We start from the raw sequence: 19,741 nt of genomic DNA on the forward strand, positions 1-19,741 counted from the left end.
CGGTTCAAACCGGCGCTACGTGTTCAGAGATGCCGCTGGGCGCGCAAGATTAACAGCAATTGCTTACGGTTGGATCAATGCACATCCTTCCAGTATTCACGCTTGAGCAAATAAGCGAATACGAAGAAGAAAGCCAGGTACAGCAAGACGTAGGTACCGATGCGTTGATGTTGCAGTTTGACCGGGTTGGCCGAGTAGGCCAGGAAGGTCACCAGGTTCTTGACCTTCTCGTCGAACTGCTCTTCGTTCAGCGTACCGGTCTTGGGCACGATGGTCAGTTGATCGCACGCTTCATGGGTGAGCGGCGTGCCGGTCAACGGATCATATTGCTTCTTGCCGCCTTCAACGACCTGAACCTGCTTGCATCCTACCACCTGGCGCCCCTGCAGGCCGACCAGAACGTTGGGCATACCGACGTTCGGGAAGACTTTGTTGTTCACGCCATAGGGGCGCGCAGGGTCTTCGTAGAAGGATTTGAGGTAACCGTAGAGCCAGTCGGTACCGCGTACACGGGCCACCAGAGTGAGGTCGGGTGGTGCGGCGCCGAACCAGGTTTTTGCGTCGGCCGGTTGCATGCCGATGTTCATGTGGTCGCCGATCTTGGCGCCCGTGAACACCGCGTGGCTGAGCATCACTTCATGGGGAATGCCCAGGTCATCGGCAACACGCTCGTACCGTTGGAACTTGGCGCTGTGGCACCCCATGCAGTAGTTGGTGAATGTACGCAGCCCATCCTGCATGGCGGCTTTGTCAGACACATCGATATCGACTTTTTCCAGCTCTGCGCCATGTTCGGCGGCGAAGGACAGTAGCGGCAGTGCCGCAAGCACGAATGCAACGAGTAATTTTTTCATCAGCCAGTCACCCTTTCCGGAACCGGTTTGGTCTTCTCGAGCCGGGTATAGAACGGCATCAGAATAAAGTAGGCGAAGTACAGGAAGGTGCAGACCTGCGACAGCAACGTCCGCTCAGGGGTAGGCGCCAATACGCCCAATACACCCAGGATCACGAACGAAATGCAGAACACCCACAGCCAGATCTTGCTCAGCCAGCCTTTGTAGCGCATCGACTTGACCGGGCTACGGTCGAGCCATGGCAGCACGAACAGCACCGCGATGGCCGCGCCCATGGCGATCACGCCCATGAGTTTGTCGGGGATCGCGCGCAGGATCGCGTAGAACGGCGTGAAGTACCAGACCGGGGCAATATGCTCAGGTGTCTTGAAGGCGTTGGCCTGTTCGAAGTTAGGCTTCTCCAGGAAATAACCGCCCATCTCCGGGAAAAAGAACACGATCGAGCAGAACACAAACAGAAACACAACCACGCCGACAATGTCTTTCACGGTGTAGTACGGGTGGAACGGAATGCCATCCAGCGGGATGCCGTTCTCGTCCTTGTGCTTCTTGATGTCCACGCCATCCGGGTTGTTGGAACCCACTTCGTGCAGCGCCAGGATATGCAATACCACCAGGCCCAGGATCACGATTGGCAAGGCCACCACGTGCAAGGCGAAGAAGCGGTTCAGGGTGATGCCGGAGATCAGGTAGTCACCGCGAATCCACTGGGTCAGGTCGTTGCCGATCACCGGGATTGCGCCGAACAGCGAGATGATCACCTGGGCGCCCCAGTACGACATCTGGCCCCAAGGCAGCAGGTAGCCCATAAAGGCTTCGGCCATCAGCGCCAGGTAGATCAACATGCCGAAGACCCACACCAGCTCACGAGGCTTCTGGTACGAGCCGTAGAGCAGGCCGCGGAACATGTGCAGGTAGACGACGATAAAGAACGCGGATGCGCCGGTGGAGTGCAGCAGGCGCAGGATCGAGCCGTACTCGACGTCACGCATGATGTATTCGACAGAGGCAAACGCCTCTTCCGCCGACGGCGTGTAGCTCATCGTCAGCCACACGCCGGTGACGATCTGGTTGACCAGCACCAACAGGGCCAAGGAGCCGAAGAAGTAGAAGAAGTTGAAGTTTTTCGGCGCGTAATATTTGCTGAGATGGTCTTCCCACATTTTAGTGGCGGGGAAGCGCGCATCCACCCAATCCATGAACTTGCTCATCACGCGTTCTCCTTGTCGAGGCCAATGACAATGATGTCGTCAGATTCGTAATTGTGAGGAGGAACCGGCAGGTTCAGGGGCGCGGGCTGGGATTTGTAGACGCGGCCCGCGAGGTCATAGTGGGAACCGTGGCACGGGCAGAAATAACCGCCGACCCAGTCTTTGCCCAAATCGACAGGCGCCACTTCCGGGCGGAAGGTAGGTGAGCAACCCAGATGGGTACAAAGACCAACCAGCAGCAGAATCTCTGGCTTGATCGAACGCGCTTCGTTCTTGGCGTAGGCGGGCTGGTCGGACTTTTCGGATGTCGGGTCAGACAGCTGGCCTTCGATCTTCTTCAGATTCCCCAGGATTTCCTCGGTACGACGAACAATGAAAACCGGCTGGCCGCGCCACTCAGCAATCATCTGCTGGCCTGGCTCGATCTTGCTGACATTCACCTTCACCGGTGCACCTGCGGCTTTCGCCTTGGCACTGGGAAACCATGACCCCACGAACGGGACCGCAGCCCCCACCGCTCCTGCAGCACCCACCACGGATGTGGCTGCTACCAAGAAGCGACGCCGGCCTGCATTCACGCCGTCATTGCTCATTCAGTCCTCTCCCATCAGCTTTTTGGCCTGTTAAATCAGGCGTCTACTAAGTGTTGAATCTTTACTTATAAAAATTTTGACGGATGGTAATGAAAAGCCCCACGTATGACAAGGGAATTGCCCGGGGCTCCGCCTCCAGGCCTTGTAGTATAGGGGGTCTACGGATGTGGCAAGTTGTCACGGCGAAAAATGTGCATAAATCGCAGGCAATAAAAAACGCCCAGCTCCGTGAGGAGGCTGGGCGTTTTTGTGGAACGTAAAGCGAATTAACGCTTCGAGTACTGCGGACGCTTACGCGCTTTACGCAGACCGACTTTCTTACGTTCAACTTCACGAGCATCGCGAGTCACGAAGCCAGCTTTGCGCAGAGCGCCACGCAGGGTTTCGTCGTACTGCATCAGAGCGCGAGTGATACCGTGGCGGATTGCGCCAGCTTGACCACTTACACCGCCACCGATAACGGTGACGTAGATGTCGAACTTTTCAACGGTCTCGGTCAATTCCAGCGGCTGACGAACTACCATGCGGGCAGTTTCGCGACCGAAGAAGTTGTCCAGGGAGCGGTTGTTGATCGAGATGTTACCAGTGCCCGGACGCAGGAAAACGCGTGCGGTTGCGGTTTTGCGACGGCCAGTGCCGTAATTTTGAGTCGCCGACATAATGAACTATTCCGTTAAAACTTCAGTTCTTGGGGCTGCTGAGCAGCATGAGGGTGTACAGCGCCCGCATAGACTTTCAGCTTGCGAAACATATCGCGACCCAGTGGGCCCTTAGGCAGCATGCCTTTGACCGCGATTTCGATCGGGGCTTCAGGCTTCTTGGCAATCAGGCCTTCGAAGTTGGAAGACTTGATACCGCCTGGGAAACCGGAGTGACGGTAGTACATTTTGTCGCTTGCTTTGTTGCCGGTTACACGAACCTGCTCAGCGTTGATGATGACGATGTAGTCGCCGGTATCAACGTGCGGGGTGTATTCAGGCTTGTGCTTGCCACGCAGACGGCTGGCGACTTCAGTGGCCAGACGACCCAGGGTCTGACCAGCGGCGTCGACGACAAACCAGTCGCGCTGAACTGTTTCCGGTTTTGCAGTAAAAGTTGTCATTCTTTAATAGCCTCAGGGGCCGCCTGTAAATTTAGACGGCGGATCTTACTGAATAGTGCGTACTTTGACAAGGTCAAAGGCAGCCGGATACAGACGCTATCGGGGGCTCGGGTCGGCGCGTCCGTTCAACGGCAAGATTCTTCGGCAGGCGGCGCATCACTTCCACTGCAGAAAGAGGTGGGCAATTATGCAGATTGCGAAAAAAAATTCAACCTGCTTTTATGATTGTTTTCCCCCGAAGGAGTACCCGATGGATTACCGACAGCTGGGCCGCACCGATCTGAATGTCAGCGCGATCGCGTTGGGCACCATGACCTGGGGCGAGCAGAACAGCGAGGCAGAGGCCTTCGCGCAGATCGAACGGGCCAAGGCCGCGGGGATCAACTTCCTCGACACCGCGGAAATGTACCCGGTGCCGCCCAAGGCCGACACCTACGCCACCACCGAACGCTACATCGGCAACTATTTCAAAAGCCGTGGCGACCGCGCCGACTGGGTCCTTGCCAGCAAGATCGCCGGCCCCGGCAACACCATCGACTATATCCGCGATGGCCACCTGCGCCACAACCGCAAGCACATCGGCGCAGCCCTCGACGCCAGCCTCAAGCGCCTGCAGACCGACTGGATCGACCTCTACCAACTGCATTGGCCGGAGCGCAGCACCAACTTCTTCGGCCAGTTGAGCTACAAGCACAAGGACGAAGACGACCTCACCCCACTGGAGGAAACGCTTGAAGCCTTGGATGAACAGGTGAAGGCCGGCAAGATCCGCCACATTGGCCTGTCCAACGAAACGCCGTGGGGCACCATGAAGTTCCTGACCCTGGCCGAAGCCCGCGGCTGGCCGCGTGCAGTGTCGATCCAGAACCCCTACAACCTGCTCAACCGCAGCTTTGAAGTGGGCCTGGCGGAAGTTGCCATTCGTGAACAGTGCGGCTTGCTGGCCTATTCGCCTTTGGCGTTCGGCATGCTCAGTGGCAAGTACGAAAATGGCGCTCGCCCGGCCAAGGCGCGCCTGACCGAGTACAGCCGTTTCAGCCGCTACTTCAACCCGCAATCGGAAGCGGCGTGCAACCGATATGTGGCTCTTGCGCGGGAACATGGCCTGGACCCGGCGCAGATGGCGCTGGCGTTTGTGACGCAGCAGCCGTTTGTGACCAGCAATATTATTGGCGCCACATCGCTGGAACAACTGGACAGCAACATCGCCAGTGCCGATCTGAAATTGTCGAAAGAAGTGTTGGAAGGGATTGAGGCGATTCAGAAGGATCATCCGAATCCAGCGCCTTGATTGACCCGCACTGATCGTTCCCACGCTCTGCGTGGGAATGCCGCCTTGGACGCTCTGCGTCCGCTTTCAGAGTCGTGACGCAGAGCGTCACATGAGGCGTTCCCACGCGGAGCGTGGGAACGATCAATCAAGAGCACCAAACATCAAAGCGCCCGCGCAATGATCTCCTTCATGATCTCATTGGTCCCCGCATAAATGCGCTGCACCCGCGCATCCGCCCAGGCCCGGGCAATCGGGTATTCCCACATGAAGCCGTAGCCGCCATGCAACTGCACGCACTCATCGAGCACCTTGCATTGCAGGTCGGTGGCCCAGTACTTGGCCATCGCCGCCGTGGGCACGTCCAGCTTGCCTTCCAGATGCAAGGCCATGCACTGATCGACAAACACGCGGCCAATCTGAATCTCGGTGGCCATCTCCGCCAGCTTGAACCGGGTATTCTGGAAGTCGGCAATCGCCTTGCCGAACGCCTTGCGCTCACGGGTGTAGTCCAGGGTCCACTGCAACGCCGCTTCGGCTGAGGACAGCGCGCCAATCGCCACGGTCAGGCGTTCTTGCGGCAACTCTTGCATCAGGTAGGCAAAGCCCATGCCCGCCTGGCCCAGCAGGTTTTCCTTGGGCACGCGCACATCCTGGAAGAACAGCTCCGAGGTGTCCTGGGCCTTCATGCCGACTTTTTCCAGACGCTTGCCCTTGTCGAAGCCCGGCGTGTCGGCTTCCACCAGGAACAGACTGGTGCCCTTGGCGCCGGCCTTGGGGTCGGTCTTGGCGACGACAATCACCAGATCGGCCAGGTAGCCGTTGGTGATAAAGGTCTTGGAGCCGTTGATCACGTACTCATCACCCTCCAAAACCGCTGTGGTCTTGACGCCCTGCAGGTCGGAACCAGCGCCTGGCTCGGTCATGGCAATGGCCGTGACCATCTCCCCGGAGATCAACTTGGGCAGGTACTTGTGCTTCAGGGCTTCACTGCCGTAATGCAGGACGTAAGGCGCGACGATATCCGAATGCAGGGAAAAACCGATGCCGGTCAAACCCAGGCGGCTGACTTCTTCGATGACCACCGCGCTATAGAGAAAGTCCGCGCCCAGCCCACCATATTCCTCTGGCAGGTGGGAACACAACATGCCCGCCTCCCCCGCCTGGTTCCACAGGTTACGGTCGATATAGCCCTGCTTTTCCCATTGCCCATGGAAGGGTACGGCGTGCTTTTCGAGGAAGGTGCGCACGCTCTCACGGAAGAGTTCGTGCTCCGAGCTGAACAAGGTTCTGGGGATCATGGGTCACCTGCATGGATTGTCGGACAAGGACGAGCCCACAGAGCCTATGCCCCGAAGGCGTCACGGGACACTGGACACATGCGACAAAAAATAAGACGATCCAGCCGTCTGGTGACCACTTTCCCCTATAAGAATAAATGAAATTATGTCTAACCAAATCTCCACGCCGTTGCGGCGCGTCAGCATTTTGGCCATTGATCGGGTATTCGCTTCCACCCTCATGCAAGCCAAGGATTTCTTCCATCTGGCCAGCCTGCGCCATGGCAAACAGCAAGGCCTGGGCCTGACCCCGGGGTTCGAAACGCGCTTGGTCAGCCCCGACGGCCAGTCCGTGCGCAGCTTCAGCGATGTGATCATGCCGGTGGACGGCGGCCTCGAAGACGCCGACATCATCGTGCTGCCGGCCTTCTGGGACGACTTCGATGCGCTGTGCACCCGCTACCCCCAGGTGCTGCCGTGGCTGCGCGAACAACACGCCCGCGGCGCCGTACTCTGCGGCGAGGCCACCGGGGTGTTCTGGCTGGCCGAAGCCGGGCTGCTCGATGGCAAGGAGGCGACCACCTACTGGCGCTTCTTCAATGCCTTCAGCGAGCGCTTCCCCAAGGTGCAGCTCAATCAGGACAAGCACCTCACGGACGCCGACAACCTGTATTGCGCCGGCGGCACCACCTCGGCCTGCGACCTTTATATCTACTTGATCGAACGTTTCTGCGGCGCCAACATCGCCCAGGCGGTGGCCCGCGACATTCTCTATGAGGTGCAGCGCAACTATTCACCGGGGCGGATCGGGTTTGGCGGGCAGAAACTGCATCAGGACGTGATCATTCTGCAAATCCAGCATTGGCTTGAAGAGCACTTCGCCGACAAATTCCGCTTTGAAGACGTCGCCCGGGAACACGGCATGAGCATCCGCAACTTCATGCGCCGCTTCCAGACCGCGACCGGTGACAAGCCGCTGCACTACCTGCAGCGCCTACGCATCGAAACGGCCAAGGGCTTGCTCTCGGGCAGCCGCAAGAGCATCAAGACCATCAGCTACGAGGTGGGTTACGACGATGCGAGTTTCTTTGCGCGGTTGTTCAGGCAGCACACGGAGTTGTCGCCGAACCAATACCGGCAACAATTCCAACAGGCTGCGTAGATACCGCCCCTGACGAGGCAAAGCGACCCTGCCATACCGCAATGGTGCAGGGTCGAACTGAAAACCCTCTGCCGCCTTACGCAATGTTTGCCTGCGAGACCTCCAATTCCTACAGCTAGACAGGACAAAGGCTAACCCACCGCGCGCTGGGCGTCTGGCATTTTAAGTGAGGAAAAAGTCGTCTATTTCTGCCGGACTGAGTTGCAGATCTTAAAGGGCTTTTTCTAAATCCATTTGGCTCAAATTAGGACGGAGACTCAATCATGTCATCCATAGGCAGCAGCTCTTTCAGCCCGGCTATGCAGGCGAGCGAGACAGGCGCATGTGCATCAAAGGAAAATCAGGCTGAAGAGGTAAACAAAAAGCGGAAACGGAAGGAAGAGGAAGAGGAGGATAATTCGGCGGTGATTTTTAAAGGCCCGGACGGCGCGACCTACAAGGTGGAGGGTGGCCAAAAGTCCCTCATCGAAGCGGCGCCGGACGCTGAAAACCAGATCACGTTTTAACCAGCACCCAACATAAAAGGCCCGCAATCGCTGCGGGCCTTTTATCGCGATCACATCAGCTTACGGCTTGTGCCCGCGCGACAGGAACTCATGGGACTGCATCTCCAGCAAACGGCTCAACGTGCGTTGGAACTCGAAGTTCAAGCGCCCGCCGGTATACAAGTCCTTGAGCTCGACTTCCGCCGAGATGATCAGCTTGACGTTACGGTCGTAGAACTCGTCGACCATGTTGATAAACCGCCGCGCAATATCGTCGGTGGTCACGCCCATCTGCTCCACACCACTCAAGATCACGGCGTGGAAGATCTTGCCCAGCTCGATGTAATCGTTCTGGCTACGCGGCCCATCGCACAGTTGGCGGAACTCGAACCAGGCTACGTCATCGCAGGTGCGCAGCGCGATGATTTCGCGGTTCTCGATCATCAGCTTGTCGTTTTCCACCGCCTGGGTGCATTCCGGCGTCAGCGCACGGAAGCTTTTCTTCAGGCTTTCGTGCGCCGCTTCGTTGAGCGGGAAGTGGAACAGCTCGGCTTGCTCCAGGTGCCGCAGGCGGTAGTCGACGCCGCTGTCGACGTTGACGATGTCGGTATTCTGCTTGATCAGCGCAATGGCCGGCAGGAAGCGTGCACGCTGCAGGCCGTCCTTGTACAGGCCATCGGGCACGATGTTCGACGTGGCCACCAGGGTCACGCCGTTCTTGAACAGTTCTTCCATCAGCGTGCCAAGGATCATGGCGTCGGTGATGTCGGAGACGAAGAATTCATCGAAGCAGATCACCCGCGCCTCTTGGGAGAAACGCTTGGCGATGATGGTCAGCGGGTTTTTCTCGCCCGGCAGGGTTTTCATCTCTTCGTGCACGCGCTTCATGAAGCGGTGGAAGTGCGTACGCACCTTTTCCTTGAACGGCAGTGCTTCAAAGAAGGTGTCTACCAGGTAAGTCTTGCCCCGGCCCACGCCGCCCCAGAAATACAGGCCTTTGACCGGCGTGTGGTCTTTCTTGCCAAACAGCTTGCTGAACATCCCTGGCTTGCTTTGCGACGCGGCCACGAGATCCTCGTACAGGCGCTGCAAATGACGCACGGCATTTTCCTGGGCCGCGTCGTGGAAGAACTCGGGGCGTTTCAGATCAGCTTGATATCGTTCTAGGGGCGTCATAATTTCGTTAGCAAGGCAACAAAAACGGGCCGACACTGTAACGACGGCCCTGGATAATGGCAATCAACCCTTGGTCGGGTTAATCCTCGAGGGGGGCTAACGCAACGCGCAAGGCTTCGATGGCCGCGTCACGCGATGCTTCATCGGCATACTCCGCACTGTCAGCTACTGCGGCGCCGTCCAGCCATACGCTGAAGCTCAAAGCCTCGGCGCGCACGTCCAGCGCATCACCACTTTGCAGTTGCTTGGTCACCGCGCCGGCCGCTTTGCCATCGGCAAAGTTGCGCGACAGCAGCAATTGCTCGCCATCAGCGGCCAGCAGGCGGAAGCGGAAGCTACCATCGTCTTCACGGAAGCTCACAAACCGCGCAGCCTTCGCTGCTTTTTTCTTGGTGGCGACCGGCGCCGCCGCCTGGTTGACGAACGAACGCAGGCCCACCGCTTCACGCAGCTCGGCCAGGAACGGTGCCGCCACAGCGCGGGCCTTCTTGGCGCCGACCTGCAGCAGATCCTCCATGTCCGATGGGCGCGACATCAGTTGATGGTAACGCTCGCGCGCTTCGCCGAGCTGGCCGTCGAGCAGTTGGAACAGACGGTTCTTCGCCTCGCCCCAACCCAGGCCCTCTAGCAGCTCGCCGCGGAATTGGGCTTCCTGGGCCTTGGTCGCGAACGCCTGGTACAGGGTGAACAAGTGCGAATTGTCCGGGTCCTTGGCTTCGCCTGGCGCGCGCGAGTCGGTGACGATCCGCGAGATCGCGTCCTTCATGTCCTTGGCGCTGGTGAACAACGGGATGGTGTTGTCGTAGCTCTTGGACATCTTGCGGCCATCCAGGCCCGGCAAGGTGGCCACGCTTTCTTCGATCAGTGCCTCGGGCATGGTGAAGAATTCTTTACCGTTGCCGAACAGGTGGTTGAAGCGCTGGCCGATGTCGCGGGCCATTTCAACGTGCTGGATCTGGTCGCGACCCACCGGCACCTTGTGCGCGTTGAACATCAGGATGTCAGCTGCCATCAGCACCGGGTAGCTGTACAGGCCCATGCTGATGCCCGCATCCGGGTCTTCGCCGTTTTCCACGTTCTTGTCCACCGACGCCTTGTAGGCATGGGCGCGGTTGAGCAGGCCCTTGGCGGCAACGCAGGTCAGCAGCCAGGTCAGCTCGGGGATCTCCGGGATGTCCGACTGGCGGTAGAAGGTCACCCGGTTCACATCCAGGCCACCGGCCAGCCAGGTCGCGGCGATTTCCATACGCGAGCGCTGGATGCGCTGCGGGTCATCGCACTTGATCAGGGCGTGGTAGTCGGCCAGGAAATAGAAGGAATCGGCATTCGCGTCTTCGCTGGCGAGGATCGCCGGGCGAATCGCACCGGCGTAGTTGCCCAGGTGCGGCGTGCCGGTGGTGGTGATGCCGGTGAGGATACGGGTACGGGTCGTCATGGGTGATCGCTTGTCATCAATTCGAAAGGCGTGGCAGCACCAGATCCTTGAGATCGGTCAGCTTGCCATGAAAAAAGTGTCCGCATTCTGCCACTTTCAGCAGCTCATGGGGGCGTTTCAGGGCGGCGGACCAGTCGTAGACCAGCTGCGGGTCAACCACTTCGTCGCTTTCCGGTTGGATCAAGGTCAGCGGGCAGCCTTGGGGCAGCACGTCCGACTCGCCCAGGCGCATCACCGCCGCAGCGACCATGAACAGGTGCGCGAGCTTCTCGCCCTTGGCTTCCAAACGCCCGCCGAGACTGGCAGCCACGTAACCGCCGAAGGAAAAACCCAGCAAGGTGATCGGCAGGTCCGGGTGTTTTTCCCGCAGCCAGGTGGCGGCCGCTTCTGCATCGTCGACTTCACCGGCGGCCATATCGTGGGTGCCGGCACTGGCACCGACGCCACGGTAATTGAAACGCAAAGTAATCAAACCCGCATCGCGCGCAGTGCGTTGCAGGGTCGATACGACTTTATTGAGCATGGTGCCACCCTGCACCGGGTTAGGGTGGCAAACCAGCGCCAGGCCACGTGGTTCGGGGTGATCCAGGTACAGGGCTTCCAATTGGCCCACCGGGCCATCGATCAAAACGGGGGTTTCACGCATGAGCAAGGATGAACTCCGTGACCTCTCAAGGGGTCGACTCGTCTAGCTAAAAGTCTGTGCATGGCATCATTGCGAGCTTAATCGCGGTATACAGCGCAGGTTTGAGCCGTTAACGTAAAGCAAAGCCGTTTATAGAGGAAGGACTCGTGGAACACTCGCTCTTAGTTTGGTTGTTGCCGACTCTTGCCCTGGTTGCCGGTGTCGCCATTGGTTTCCTGGTTGCCCGCCTGCTGCCGAATGCCGCGCCTAACCGCACGCAGCGTCAGCTGGATGACATTCAGGAACGTTTTGACAGTTATCAGAACGAGGTTGTTACCCACTTCAACAGCACCGCGACCCTGGTCAAGAAGCTCACCCAGAGCTACCAGGAAGTACAGGATCACCTCGCCGATGGCGCTAACCGCCTGGCCCTCGACGACATCACCCGCCAGCGCCTGCTGGCCGCGCTGCATTCCGATGCACCGCAAACCCCACGGGAACGCCTGACCCCGCCTCGGGAAAACCAGGAGCCACCACGGGACTACGCGCCAAAGACGCCGAACGCTCCAGGCATGTTGGATGAGCATTACGGCTTGAAGAAGTAAGTCATCTTCGAGCAATAAAAAAGCCCGGCTGATCGATGATCAGCCGGGCTTTTTGTTGCCTCATTTCCATGCCAACGCAGATCCAATGTGGGAGCGGGCTTGCTCGCGAATGCGCAGTGTCAGTCACTGAGGTTTTGATTGATACACCGCATTCGCGAGCAAGCCCGCTCCCACATTTTTGACCGCGTTTGAGCCTTAAGACACAGGCTGTTCCTGCAACCGCCCACCGTCAATGCGCACATGCCGTCCATGGAAACGCTTGAGGCTGCTGCGGTGGCCGACGCTGACGATGCTCAACCCCGGCAATTGATCGATCAACGCCTGGTACAAGGTTGCCTCGTCTTCTTCATCCATGGCCGAGGTCGCTTCGTCCATGTACAGCCATTGCGGTGCAAACAACAACGCACGGGCAAAGGCAAGGCGCTGTTGCTCACCCGGCGAGAGCATGCGTTGCCAGTGGTTGGCTTCATCCAGGCGATTGACCAGGTGCGGCAGGCGGCAGGTCTCCAGGACCTGTGCATAACGTTCTGCCGGATAGACGCTGTCGTCCTGTGGATAACTCAACACGGCCTTGAGCGTACCAATCGGCAAGTAAGGCTTTTGCGGCAGGAACAGGTAGCGCGTCGCCGGCAAGCGAATGCTGCCATGACCGGCGGGCCACAGATGCCCCATCGCCCGCAGCAAAGTGCTCTTGCCGCTGCCGGAACGCCCGCTGAGCATGACGCGCTGGCCAGGCTCCACGGTCATGTCGGCGTCGGTGAGCAAATGGCGGCCGTCGGCCAGGTCCATGCCCAGGTCTTTGATCACCAGGCGCTCGCCTTCAGGGCGCACGTCGATCGCCGGCGTGCGTTGCTCGTTGTCGCTCATGGCTTGCTGGAAACTCAATAAACGGTCACTGGTGGCGCGCCAAGTCGCCAGTTCCGAATAGGCGTTGATAAACCAGCTGAAGTTCTCTTGCACGTTGCTGAACGCCGAGTTGATTTGCATCAGCTCGCCCAGCTCGATCTTGCCAGTGAAGTAGCGCGGCGCGGCGACGATAAAGGGGAAGATGATCGCGATCTGGCTGTAGCCAGCGGTGAAAAAGGTCAGGCGCTTGGACACTTTCATGATGTCCCAGAAGTTCTGCCAGACCTTGCCGAAGCGCGAACTCAGGCGTTGCCTTTCATTCGGCTCGCCGTTGTACAGGGCGATACTTTCGGCATTCTCACGCACCCGCACCATAGAAAAACGCAGGTCCGCTTCGAAGCGTTGTTGTTGGTTGCTCAGGCCAATCAAGCGCCGGCCGATCAAGTGCGTCAGCCAACTGCCCACAGCGGCGTACAGCAGCGCACACCAGAACATGTAGCCGGGGATGGTGATGCCGAACACCTCGATGCTGCCCGAGACGCCCCACAGGATGATCGAGAATGACACCAGGCTGACCACGTTACGCAGCAACCCAAGGCCCAGGCTCAAGGTACCGGACGTGAAGTTGTTGAGGTCTTCGGAGATCCGCTGGTCCGGGTTATCGGTGTAGCCGCCCTGCTCCAGCTGGTAATAATTCTTGTGGGCGAGCCAACGGCTGAAGTGTTTTTCGGTGAGCCAGGCGCGCCAGCGGATCGTCAGCATCTGGGTCAGGTAAAGGCGATATACCGCACCGAGTATCGCCACCGCCGCGATCCCGCCGAAATAGCCGATCAGTTGCCAGAAGGCTGCGGTGTCCTTCTTCTCCAAGGCGTTGTAGAAGTCCTTGTACCAGTGGTTGATCCACACGGAGATCGCCACGCTGAACAGCGACAGGCCAATCACTGCGGCCAGCAGCAGCCAGGCCCTGCCCTTCTCTTCACTGCGCCAATAGGGGGTGATCATCGCCCAGGTTCGGCGGAAGAATTGCCCACGCACCGCATCGTTGACCGCGCGGTATTCAGCGTTCTGATTCATCGTTCAGGCTCGGTAGGAAAAAGTGACAGGCGTTTGAACCGATCATAGGGGATCGGTTCGTGCGTCCGTGCAGCCTGAAGCGGGTTGTTCAGTTTCCGTTCAGCGTCGTACCGGGCGCTTCTGCAACTTGCGTTGCAAGGTGCGGCGGTGCATGCCCAGAGCGCGGGCGGTGGCGGAGATGTTGCCTTCGTGTTCGGTCAACACGCGTTGGATATGTTCCCATTGCAGGCGGTCCACCGACATCGGGTTTTCCGGCACCAGGGTGTCAAGGTCGGCATGCTCGGACAGCAAGGCGGCCAGTACGTCGTCGGCATCCGCCGGCTTGCACAGGTAATTGCAGGCGCCGCGCTTGATCGCCTCGACGGCGGTGGCGATGCTGGAGTAACCGGTGAGGATCACCACGCGCATTTCCGGGTCGAGTTCCAGCAGCTTGGGCAGCAGCACCAGGCCCGAGTCGCCGTCCATTTTAAGGTCCAGGGCGGCGTAGTCCGGCAGGTCGGCCTGGGCGATGGTCAGGCCCTCTTCGGCAGAACCTGCGGTGCTGACGCGAAAACCGCGCCGGCTCATGGCGCGTGCCATCACGCGGGTAAAGGTCGCATCGTCATCTACCAGCAACAGGTGCGGCAGTTCTTCGCCTTCGACTTGGATCTCGTCACTCATCGATATCTCCTCGTGCGACACGGGGCAGGCGCAGCTCGGTGAGCGTGCCACCTTCCTCATGACTATAGAGCTTCACTGAGCCGCCCGCGCGGGTCACGCTGGCCTTGCTCAAAAACAGGCCCAGGCCGAAGCCTTTGCCCTTGGTGGTAAAGAAGGGTTTGCCGATCTGCTCGGCAATGGCCAATGGCACGCCCGCGCCGTGGTCACGAATGCTGATGGTGACGTTTTCCGCGTCCCAGTCCAACTGCACTCCGAGGCCTTCAGGGCAAGCGTCGGCTGCATTGTTCAGCAAGTTGAGCAGCGCCTGGGTCAGGTCCGGTGGTGGCGCCATGCGCGGTACGCTGCCTTGGCCCAGCAGGTTGAAACGGTAACTGGCTTCGGGACGCATCAGGTGCCAGCGGTTGAGCGCCTCATCAAGCCACTGGGTGACGTCCTGCATTTCGACCGCCAGACGGCGATTGGCTTCAGCGGCGCGCACCAGTTGCTGCAACGTCAGCTTGCACTGCTTGACCTGTTCCTGCAGCACGCTCAAATCGTCCTGCAGAGCCGGGTCGTGATGGTCCTGGGTCATTTCCTTGAGCAGCACGCTCATGGTCGCCAGTGGTGTGCCCAACTCATGGGCAGCGCCTGCGGCCTGGGTGGCAACGGCCAGCAGCTGCTGGTCACGCAGGCCCTCTTCCCGGCGAATGGCGCGCAGTTCTTCCTGGCGGCGCAGTTCTTCGGCCATGCGCGCGGCAAAGAAGGTGATCACCGCAGCCGACAGGGCGAAGCTCAACCACATCCCGTAGATCTGCAGGTTTTCCCGGGCGATGGGGAATGTCTGCAAGGGGTAGAACTGCGCCAACAGCAGGGTGTACAGCGTCAGCGCTATGCCCGACAGCACCACCGAATAACGCCACGGCAGGGTGACAGCGGCGATGGTCAAAGGCACCAGGTAATACGAGACGAAGGGGTTAGTAGACCCGCCGGAGAAGTACAGCAACACGCTGTGGATAAACAGGTCACAGGCCAGTTGCAGGGCGTATTCCAACTCGGTCACAGGCCAAGTGGTACGCAATCGAATGGCGGTGAACACACACAATACGGTGGAAAAACCCAGGGTCACGGCCAGTTGCAGCCAGGGCAGCGGCAAGAGGTCGAACCAATAGGCAAGCCCGACGGAACCGGCCTGTGCGGCCAATACCAGGGTGCGAATGAACGTCAGGCGCCAAAGGTTCTGGCGAGTGGCGGAAGTTAGTTTTACGGCGGCGAGCATGAGCTCTCCCGGTGAGCGCTGCAGGCGGATCGGCACGAGTATAAACGAAGCAGACCTGCTGGCACGGCGTGTGTGGCTCTTTGACGCAGGCCGGGTAAATGACCGTTCGTCGGAGCCCGCATAACTTGTAGGTAATGTGTAAACCCGAAGAACCCAATGCCAGCGTCTACAGTCATACCGAGCACGACTATCTCAAGGAGCTTCCATGTCTCGTTTCATTCGCAGTGCAGCCACGCTCACCCTCCTCGCCAGCGCACTGTCCAGCCTGCCGGCGCTGGCTGCCGATGAGTTGCATTACAACCAGATCTCCCTGCGCGCCGAAGTCAGCCAGGAAGTGGCCCGTGACAAGATGATCGTCACCCTCTATACCGAGTCGCAAAACGCCGACCCGGCCAAGCTTGCCGCTGAAATCACCACCACCATGAACACCGCCCTGGGCCAGGCCCGCGAAGTCAAAGGCGTGACCCTGCGCCAGGGCAGCCGTAACAGCTACCCGATCTACGACAATAAGAATCAGAAGATCACCGGCTGGCGTGAACGCGCCGAGCTGCGCCTGGAAAGCGCGGACTTCCCGGCGCTGTCCAAGCTCACCGGCGAGCTGTTGAACACGCTGAAAATGGAAAACATGGACTTCGCCATCGCAGACGCCACGCGCAAGGCCAGCGAAGATGCGTTGCTCAAGGACGCGGTGGCGGCGTTCAAGGCGCGCGCGCAGTTGGCTACCGATGCGCTCGGCGGCAAGGGCTACAAGATCGTCAACCTGAACTTCAACACCAATGGCTACCCAATGCCCTACGCCCGCAATGGTGGCATGATGATGAAAGCCGCCATGGCCGATTCAGCACCGACACCTGAAGTGGAAGCCGGCACCAGCCAGGTCACTATGAGTGCCGACGGCGTGATCGAAGTTTTACAGTAACTTTTTTAGACAGGACAAAGGCGCAACCCTACGGGCTTGCGCCTTTTTTTGGCATTGCTGTCGGTACCCAGCTATTTGACGACACCGACAACCTAGGCGCCCCCCCGCGAGCATTACCAAGACCGTCATATCAAAACCGCGCTCAAACTCATCCAACGGATCAAAAACACTAACAACATCAACGATATTCCCGAGATCGAAGCGATCTCAGATATAAATATAAAAGCATCCAGAACTATAAGTATCCGCGCCTAACTGTGTAGAGGTCACGCCTGCGCTACATGTACCGTCTTAACCTAAGCGAGACTTCTGGTTTTTTTGATCGCTACAGGCTGCATCTTAGAAAACATTTGACATATAGGGCGCGTGCGGTATGGAACTCTCCGCCCCCCTGCCGCCACCCAATACTTGTAACACTACACAGGCACTACCCTACAAACCGAGGGAAGCCTCACGGGACAGGAGAGCCAGTAACGTTAGTTGGCCACCAGCCCCAAATAAATGACATAGCACATCAAGAAAATAACGTTTAAATCATTAATACAGTGAGCCATCCATGCAAGAACTTTCTTCTTTGGGGCACCCCACGTTTATTCCCAGCGGACCACCAATTGCAGACTTTAATCCCACTCAGACAGCTACCCCAGTAAATAAAATAATCACGACACCGCAATGGCACCCCCCGTTGAGTCCCAGCGGACCACCGATTGCAGACTTTAATCCAACTAGGACAGTTGCTTCCTCGCCGCCAGCAAAAAACACGACCGCGCCACCGCAGGACCATGAGCTTGATTTCTCCAAAGGCGTCATTTATGGGGCAGACGCCGTTTCTCCGCCCAAAAGTTATCCGCGTGAAGAGCAGGTGCAGCGCATAGAAGCCTATGCCGGACGTGTAGTGGCACACATCAAGACCCTAAAACAGGGTACGGAAGGCGAAAACAACGTCACATTCCAGAAAGTTCGCCATTTTCTAGAGCCTGCGGGTTACTTCAGTGGCGGGTTATTGGCTGCCGGGTACGACCCGCATGAACAGTTCACCGTGACGTTCAAGTCCTACGTAGGTAAATGGAAGAAGGAGGTGCAGACCAACACCGAGGAGCGCACTTACTATGCATGGGAAATTGCAGCCGGTGCCCTTAAGCACGACAGAACACCGGAGGGCGGTTTACTCAATTTCCAAGAGACGAAAATCAAGTCACAAGACGCGGACAAGTTCAACGATCTGGAAGCGCTGGGCGCGCGTCTAGAGGCTCATTGGAAGGTGGATGTAGCCGAGCCTATGCGTGACGTGCACGGCGCCTTGGCGAAACGCTCCGGAAAAGCGGATGCCTATGCTGTACGCGCCATTCTGGAAAGCCTGCGTAATGACAAGAACAGCTATGAAACCCTCTCCCTCGAAGGGCAAGACGCAATCCATCGTACACTTTACAGAGACGGCAACGTCGTCATCCCAAATATATATGGCTATCCACTGGCAGGGCATGCGTTTATCCCATTCATCAACTACCACGGCGATTATGACCACCGGCCTAATAAAGGCTTGCTCATTGATTTGAAAAGCGGCACGGTCAGTGAAATATACGGCGATGACGATTTTGCCCACTGGGCTAAAAAAAACCGTAATGAGTTGTACAGTAGTTTTAATGCCAGTGACAGGCAGGGTGGCAAAGATGCTCATTGGCCATCAGCAGGAAATGTGCTCGAAAACTTGATCGACTCCAGCAGGGCTACCTATCCAGGTTATCAAAACTGGATAAAAGACAAGCCTGTGCCAGTCAGGGAAACATTCAATTATACCCAATCACGAAATAGCGAATACTTCTTGAAATGGGGAAACCTTGAGTCCGGCATTGCTAACGAGTACCAAGCTGTGAACGCCAAGAACGCAGTATGGGCCGACCAAACGGAGGTGTTTGGTTCCGAGCAGCAAGCGTGGAAGAACACGAAGGAATTATGGGGACGCACCTTCGGCTACGTGCCCGTATTGGGTAACGTGGGCAATATTGTCTTCGGTGTGCATGACTCCATTTACGGCATGACCGCCGACGATCGCGTCGGTGGTACTACCGCAGCGGTGATATCGAGCCTGCAGCTGGCGCACGAACTTGCGCCCTACGGGGTAGAAGCGGGGCTGGGTGAACCTGGGTTGCCTTCCCCCACGCCTAGCAGCAAGAACTACAGCTGGAGGTACAATTCCGATACACACGATTTTGAGTTTGTGCGTGCACGACAAGCCTCGAGCGATAGCCATACTTCCACGAACGTCGCACCAGATGAATCAAATAGTTCGGTGCGGGTTAATAGAGGAGGCCCCCAGCCGCCCGTCGAAGGCACAGATGTGCAGCTTCCGCCGCTGAGCTCCGTAGAAAACTTACCCACGGGTGAGGCACTTTTTTCTACGGGTGAAAAAGCCGTCATCCTGAGTGGTGAAGTAAATGACCTGAATGTGATCAACGAGAAGCTGTATACCTTTGTCGACATTAATAAAAAAGGTACAGAACAACGATTGAATATCCTCGTCCATGGCAGTTTCAACCCTGAAACTGGCGTAGCAAGAGTTGTGTACGATGGCCAACTCAACACCCCGGCAGAGTTGCTTCAGACTCTTCACGCAAAGGGTATACGCCCGGAATTGTTTGACAACATACGCCTGTTGTCATGCAATTCTGCAACTGGGGGAGACGCTTCCTTTGCCGCTCAATTTCAAAGGCTGATAAGGCGCCCTGTAAAAGGGTACACCGGCACTCTCACCGCGAACCTTGCGCCGGAAAATATAACGGCCGCCGTTGGCAAAATAGAAAAAGCTTATCTCCAAAACCTGCAACAGAAGGGTTTCCCCCTTACTCCGACTGTAACAGACTTCGCTAAAGCCCAGGCTGAGCAGCGTATCGCCGATGAGATGAAGGTAATCTCACGTTTCGTACCGTCGAAGACCAACCCCTATTGGAACCCACTCAAGTGGTGGGCCTTCACCTATAAGCCCGTGACATTCACCCCTTAACCTTGAACTTTATTTATGAGTAAAGGTGACCGGCGACTGTACTTCTCTATGCATCGACGGCGTGATCGAAGTTTTACAGTAACTTTTTTAGACAGAACAAAGGCGCAGCCCCACGGGATTGCGCCTTTTTTTGCGCGCACGCGCGCCGTCATATACGGCAGCACATCTCGCAGGAATCAAGTGCCCGG

The 19,741-nt window shown here is 57.8% G+C and carries 18 protein-coding genes; 6 read left to right on the top strand and 12 right to left on the bottom strand.

Features of this window, described 5'->3' with window-relative positions:
• Positions 1 to 74: 74 nt before the first annotated feature.
• From ODQ19_RS01905 to rplM, 5 genes are all read right to left on the bottom strand, one after another.
• Positions 75 to 854 (bottom strand): cytochrome c1, encoded by a 780-nt coding sequence (locus tag ODQ19_RS01905; protein WP_116668333.1) that lies wholly within the window; start codon positions 852 to 854, stop codon positions 75 to 77.
• Positions 854 to 2,065 (bottom strand): cytochrome b, encoded by a 1,212-nt coding sequence (locus tag ODQ19_RS01910; RefSeq protein WP_003188526.1) that lies wholly within the window; start codon positions 2,063 to 2,065, stop codon positions 854 to 856. Before ODQ19_RS01910 ends, ODQ19_RS01905 begins: the two co-directional genes overlap by 1 nt.
• Complete coding sequence (gene petA, locus ODQ19_RS01915) at positions 2,065 to 2,658, bottom strand: ubiquinol-cytochrome c reductase iron-sulfur subunit (protein ID WP_003188524.1); 594 nt, start codon at positions 2,656 to 2,658, stop codon at positions 2,065 to 2,067. Before petA ends, ODQ19_RS01910 begins: the two co-directional genes overlap by 1 nt.
• Positions 2,659 to 2,924: 266 nt before the next feature.
• Positions 2,925 to 3,317 carry a 30S ribosomal protein S9 gene (gene rpsI / locus ODQ19_RS01920; protein WP_002555064.1) on the bottom strand — a complete coding sequence of 131 codons (393 nt, stop codon included), beginning with the start codon at positions 3,315 to 3,317 and terminating at the stop codon, positions 2,925 to 2,927.
• Between the two features lie 14 nt (positions 3,318 to 3,331).
• Positions 3,332 to 3,760, bottom strand: coding sequence for a 50S ribosomal protein L13 (rplM, locus tag ODQ19_RS01925; RefSeq protein WP_003188508.1), 429 nt, complete (start codon positions 3,758 to 3,760; stop codon positions 3,332 to 3,334).
• 250 nt (positions 3,761 to 4,010) lie between these two features.
• Here rplM and ODQ19_RS01930 point away from each other — a divergent pair, with 250 nt between their 5' ends.
• Complete coding sequence (locus ODQ19_RS01930) at positions 4,011 to 5,051, top strand: NADP(H)-dependent aldo-keto reductase (RefSeq protein WP_330209206.1); 1,041 nt, start codon at positions 4,011 to 4,013, stop codon at positions 5,049 to 5,051.
• A 143-nt stretch (positions 5,052 to 5,194) separates the two neighbouring features.
• Here the strand turns inward: ODQ19_RS01930 and ODQ19_RS01935 are convergent, their stop codons facing one another.
• Complete coding sequence (locus ODQ19_RS01935; RefSeq protein WP_116668334.1) at positions 5,195 to 6,331, bottom strand: acyl-CoA dehydrogenase family protein; 1,137 nt, start codon at positions 6,329 to 6,331, stop codon at positions 5,195 to 5,197.
• 244 nt (positions 6,332 to 6,575) lie between these two features.
• On the opposite strand from ODQ19_RS01935, the gene ODQ19_RS01940 reads away from it, so the two are divergent.
• Positions 6,576 to 7,472 (top strand): GlxA family transcriptional regulator, encoded by an 897-nt coding sequence (locus ODQ19_RS01940; RefSeq protein WP_178088129.1) that lies wholly within the window; start codon positions 6,576 to 6,578, stop codon positions 7,470 to 7,472.
• Between the two features lie 263 nt (positions 7,473 to 7,735).
• Positions 7,736 to 7,978 carry a hypothetical protein gene (locus tag ODQ19_RS01945; RefSeq protein WP_330209207.1) on the top strand — a complete coding sequence of 81 codons (243 nt, stop codon included), beginning with the start codon at positions 7,736 to 7,738 and terminating at the stop codon, positions 7,976 to 7,978.
• Between the two features lie 60 nt (positions 7,979 to 8,038).
• Here ODQ19_RS01945 and zapE read toward each other — a convergent pair whose 3' ends face one another.
• From zapE to ODQ19_RS01960, 3 genes are all read right to left on the bottom strand, one after another.
• Positions 8,039 to 9,133, bottom strand: a complete 1,095-nt coding sequence (zapE, locus tag ODQ19_RS01950; protein WP_003188500.1) for a cell division protein ZapE — start codon at positions 9,131 to 9,133, stop codon at positions 8,039 to 8,041.
• Positions 9,134 to 9,212: 79 nt separating this feature from the next.
• The gene (locus ODQ19_RS01955; protein WP_330209208.1) at positions 9,213 to 10,568 is read right to left on the bottom strand and encodes a tryptophan--tRNA ligase; all 1,356 of its coding nucleotides are present in this window, start codon (positions 10,566 to 10,568) and stop codon (positions 9,213 to 9,215) included.
• Positions 10,569 to 10,584: 16 nt separating this feature from the next.
• Positions 10,585 to 11,214, bottom strand: coding sequence for an alpha/beta hydrolase (locus ODQ19_RS01960; RefSeq protein WP_330209209.1), 630 nt, complete (start codon positions 11,212 to 11,214; stop codon positions 10,585 to 10,587).
• A gap of 146 nt (positions 11,215 to 11,360) precedes the next feature.
• On the opposite strand from ODQ19_RS01960, the gene ODQ19_RS01965 reads away from it, so the two are divergent.
• Positions 11,361 to 11,798: a YhcB family protein gene (locus tag ODQ19_RS01965; RefSeq protein ID WP_003171734.1), complete on the top strand. Its 438-nt coding sequence runs from the start codon at positions 11,361 to 11,363 to the stop codon at positions 11,796 to 11,798.
• Between the two features lie 195 nt (positions 11,799 to 11,993).
• Here the strand turns inward: ODQ19_RS01965 and ODQ19_RS01970 are convergent, their stop codons facing one another.
• From ODQ19_RS01970 to ODQ19_RS01980, 3 genes are all read right to left on the bottom strand, one after another.
• On the bottom strand, positions 11,994 to 13,718 hold the full coding sequence (locus ODQ19_RS01970; RefSeq protein WP_330209210.1) for an ABC transporter ATP-binding protein/permease: 1,725 nt from the start codon (positions 13,716 to 13,718) through the stop codon (positions 11,994 to 11,996).
• Between the two features lie 99 nt (positions 13,719 to 13,817).
• Entirely contained in the window at positions 13,818 to 14,378 is a 561-nt protein-coding gene (locus tag ODQ19_RS01975; RefSeq protein ID WP_003171731.1) for a response regulator transcription factor, read from the bottom strand.
• Positions 14,371 to 15,633 carry an ATP-binding protein gene (locus ODQ19_RS01980; protein WP_003188495.1) on the bottom strand — a complete coding sequence of 421 codons (1,263 nt, stop codon included), beginning with the start codon at positions 15,631 to 15,633 and terminating at the stop codon, positions 14,371 to 14,373. Before ODQ19_RS01980 ends, ODQ19_RS01975 begins: the two co-directional genes overlap by 8 nt.
• Positions 15,634 to 15,838: 205 nt before the next feature.
• On the opposite strand from ODQ19_RS01980, the gene ODQ19_RS01985 reads away from it, so the two are divergent.
• Both ODQ19_RS01985 and ODQ19_RS01990 read left to right on the top strand, forming a co-directional pair.
• Complete coding sequence (locus ODQ19_RS01985) at positions 15,839 to 16,552, top strand: SIMPL domain-containing protein (protein ID WP_330209211.1); 714 nt, start codon at positions 15,839 to 15,841, stop codon at positions 16,550 to 16,552.
• A gap of 556 nt (positions 16,553 to 17,108) precedes the next feature.
• Complete coding sequence (locus ODQ19_RS01990; RefSeq protein ID WP_330209212.1) at positions 17,109 to 19,553, top strand: hypothetical protein; 2,445 nt, start codon at positions 17,109 to 17,111, stop codon at positions 19,551 to 19,553.
• Positions 19,554 to 19,741: the final 188 nt, after the last annotated feature.

Source organism: Pseudomonas sp. AM4(2022) (genome assembly GCF_036346515.1).
GTDB classification, from domain to species: domain Bacteria; phylum Pseudomonadota; class Gammaproteobacteria; order Pseudomonadales; family Pseudomonadaceae; genus Aquipseudomonas; species Aquipseudomonas paracarnis.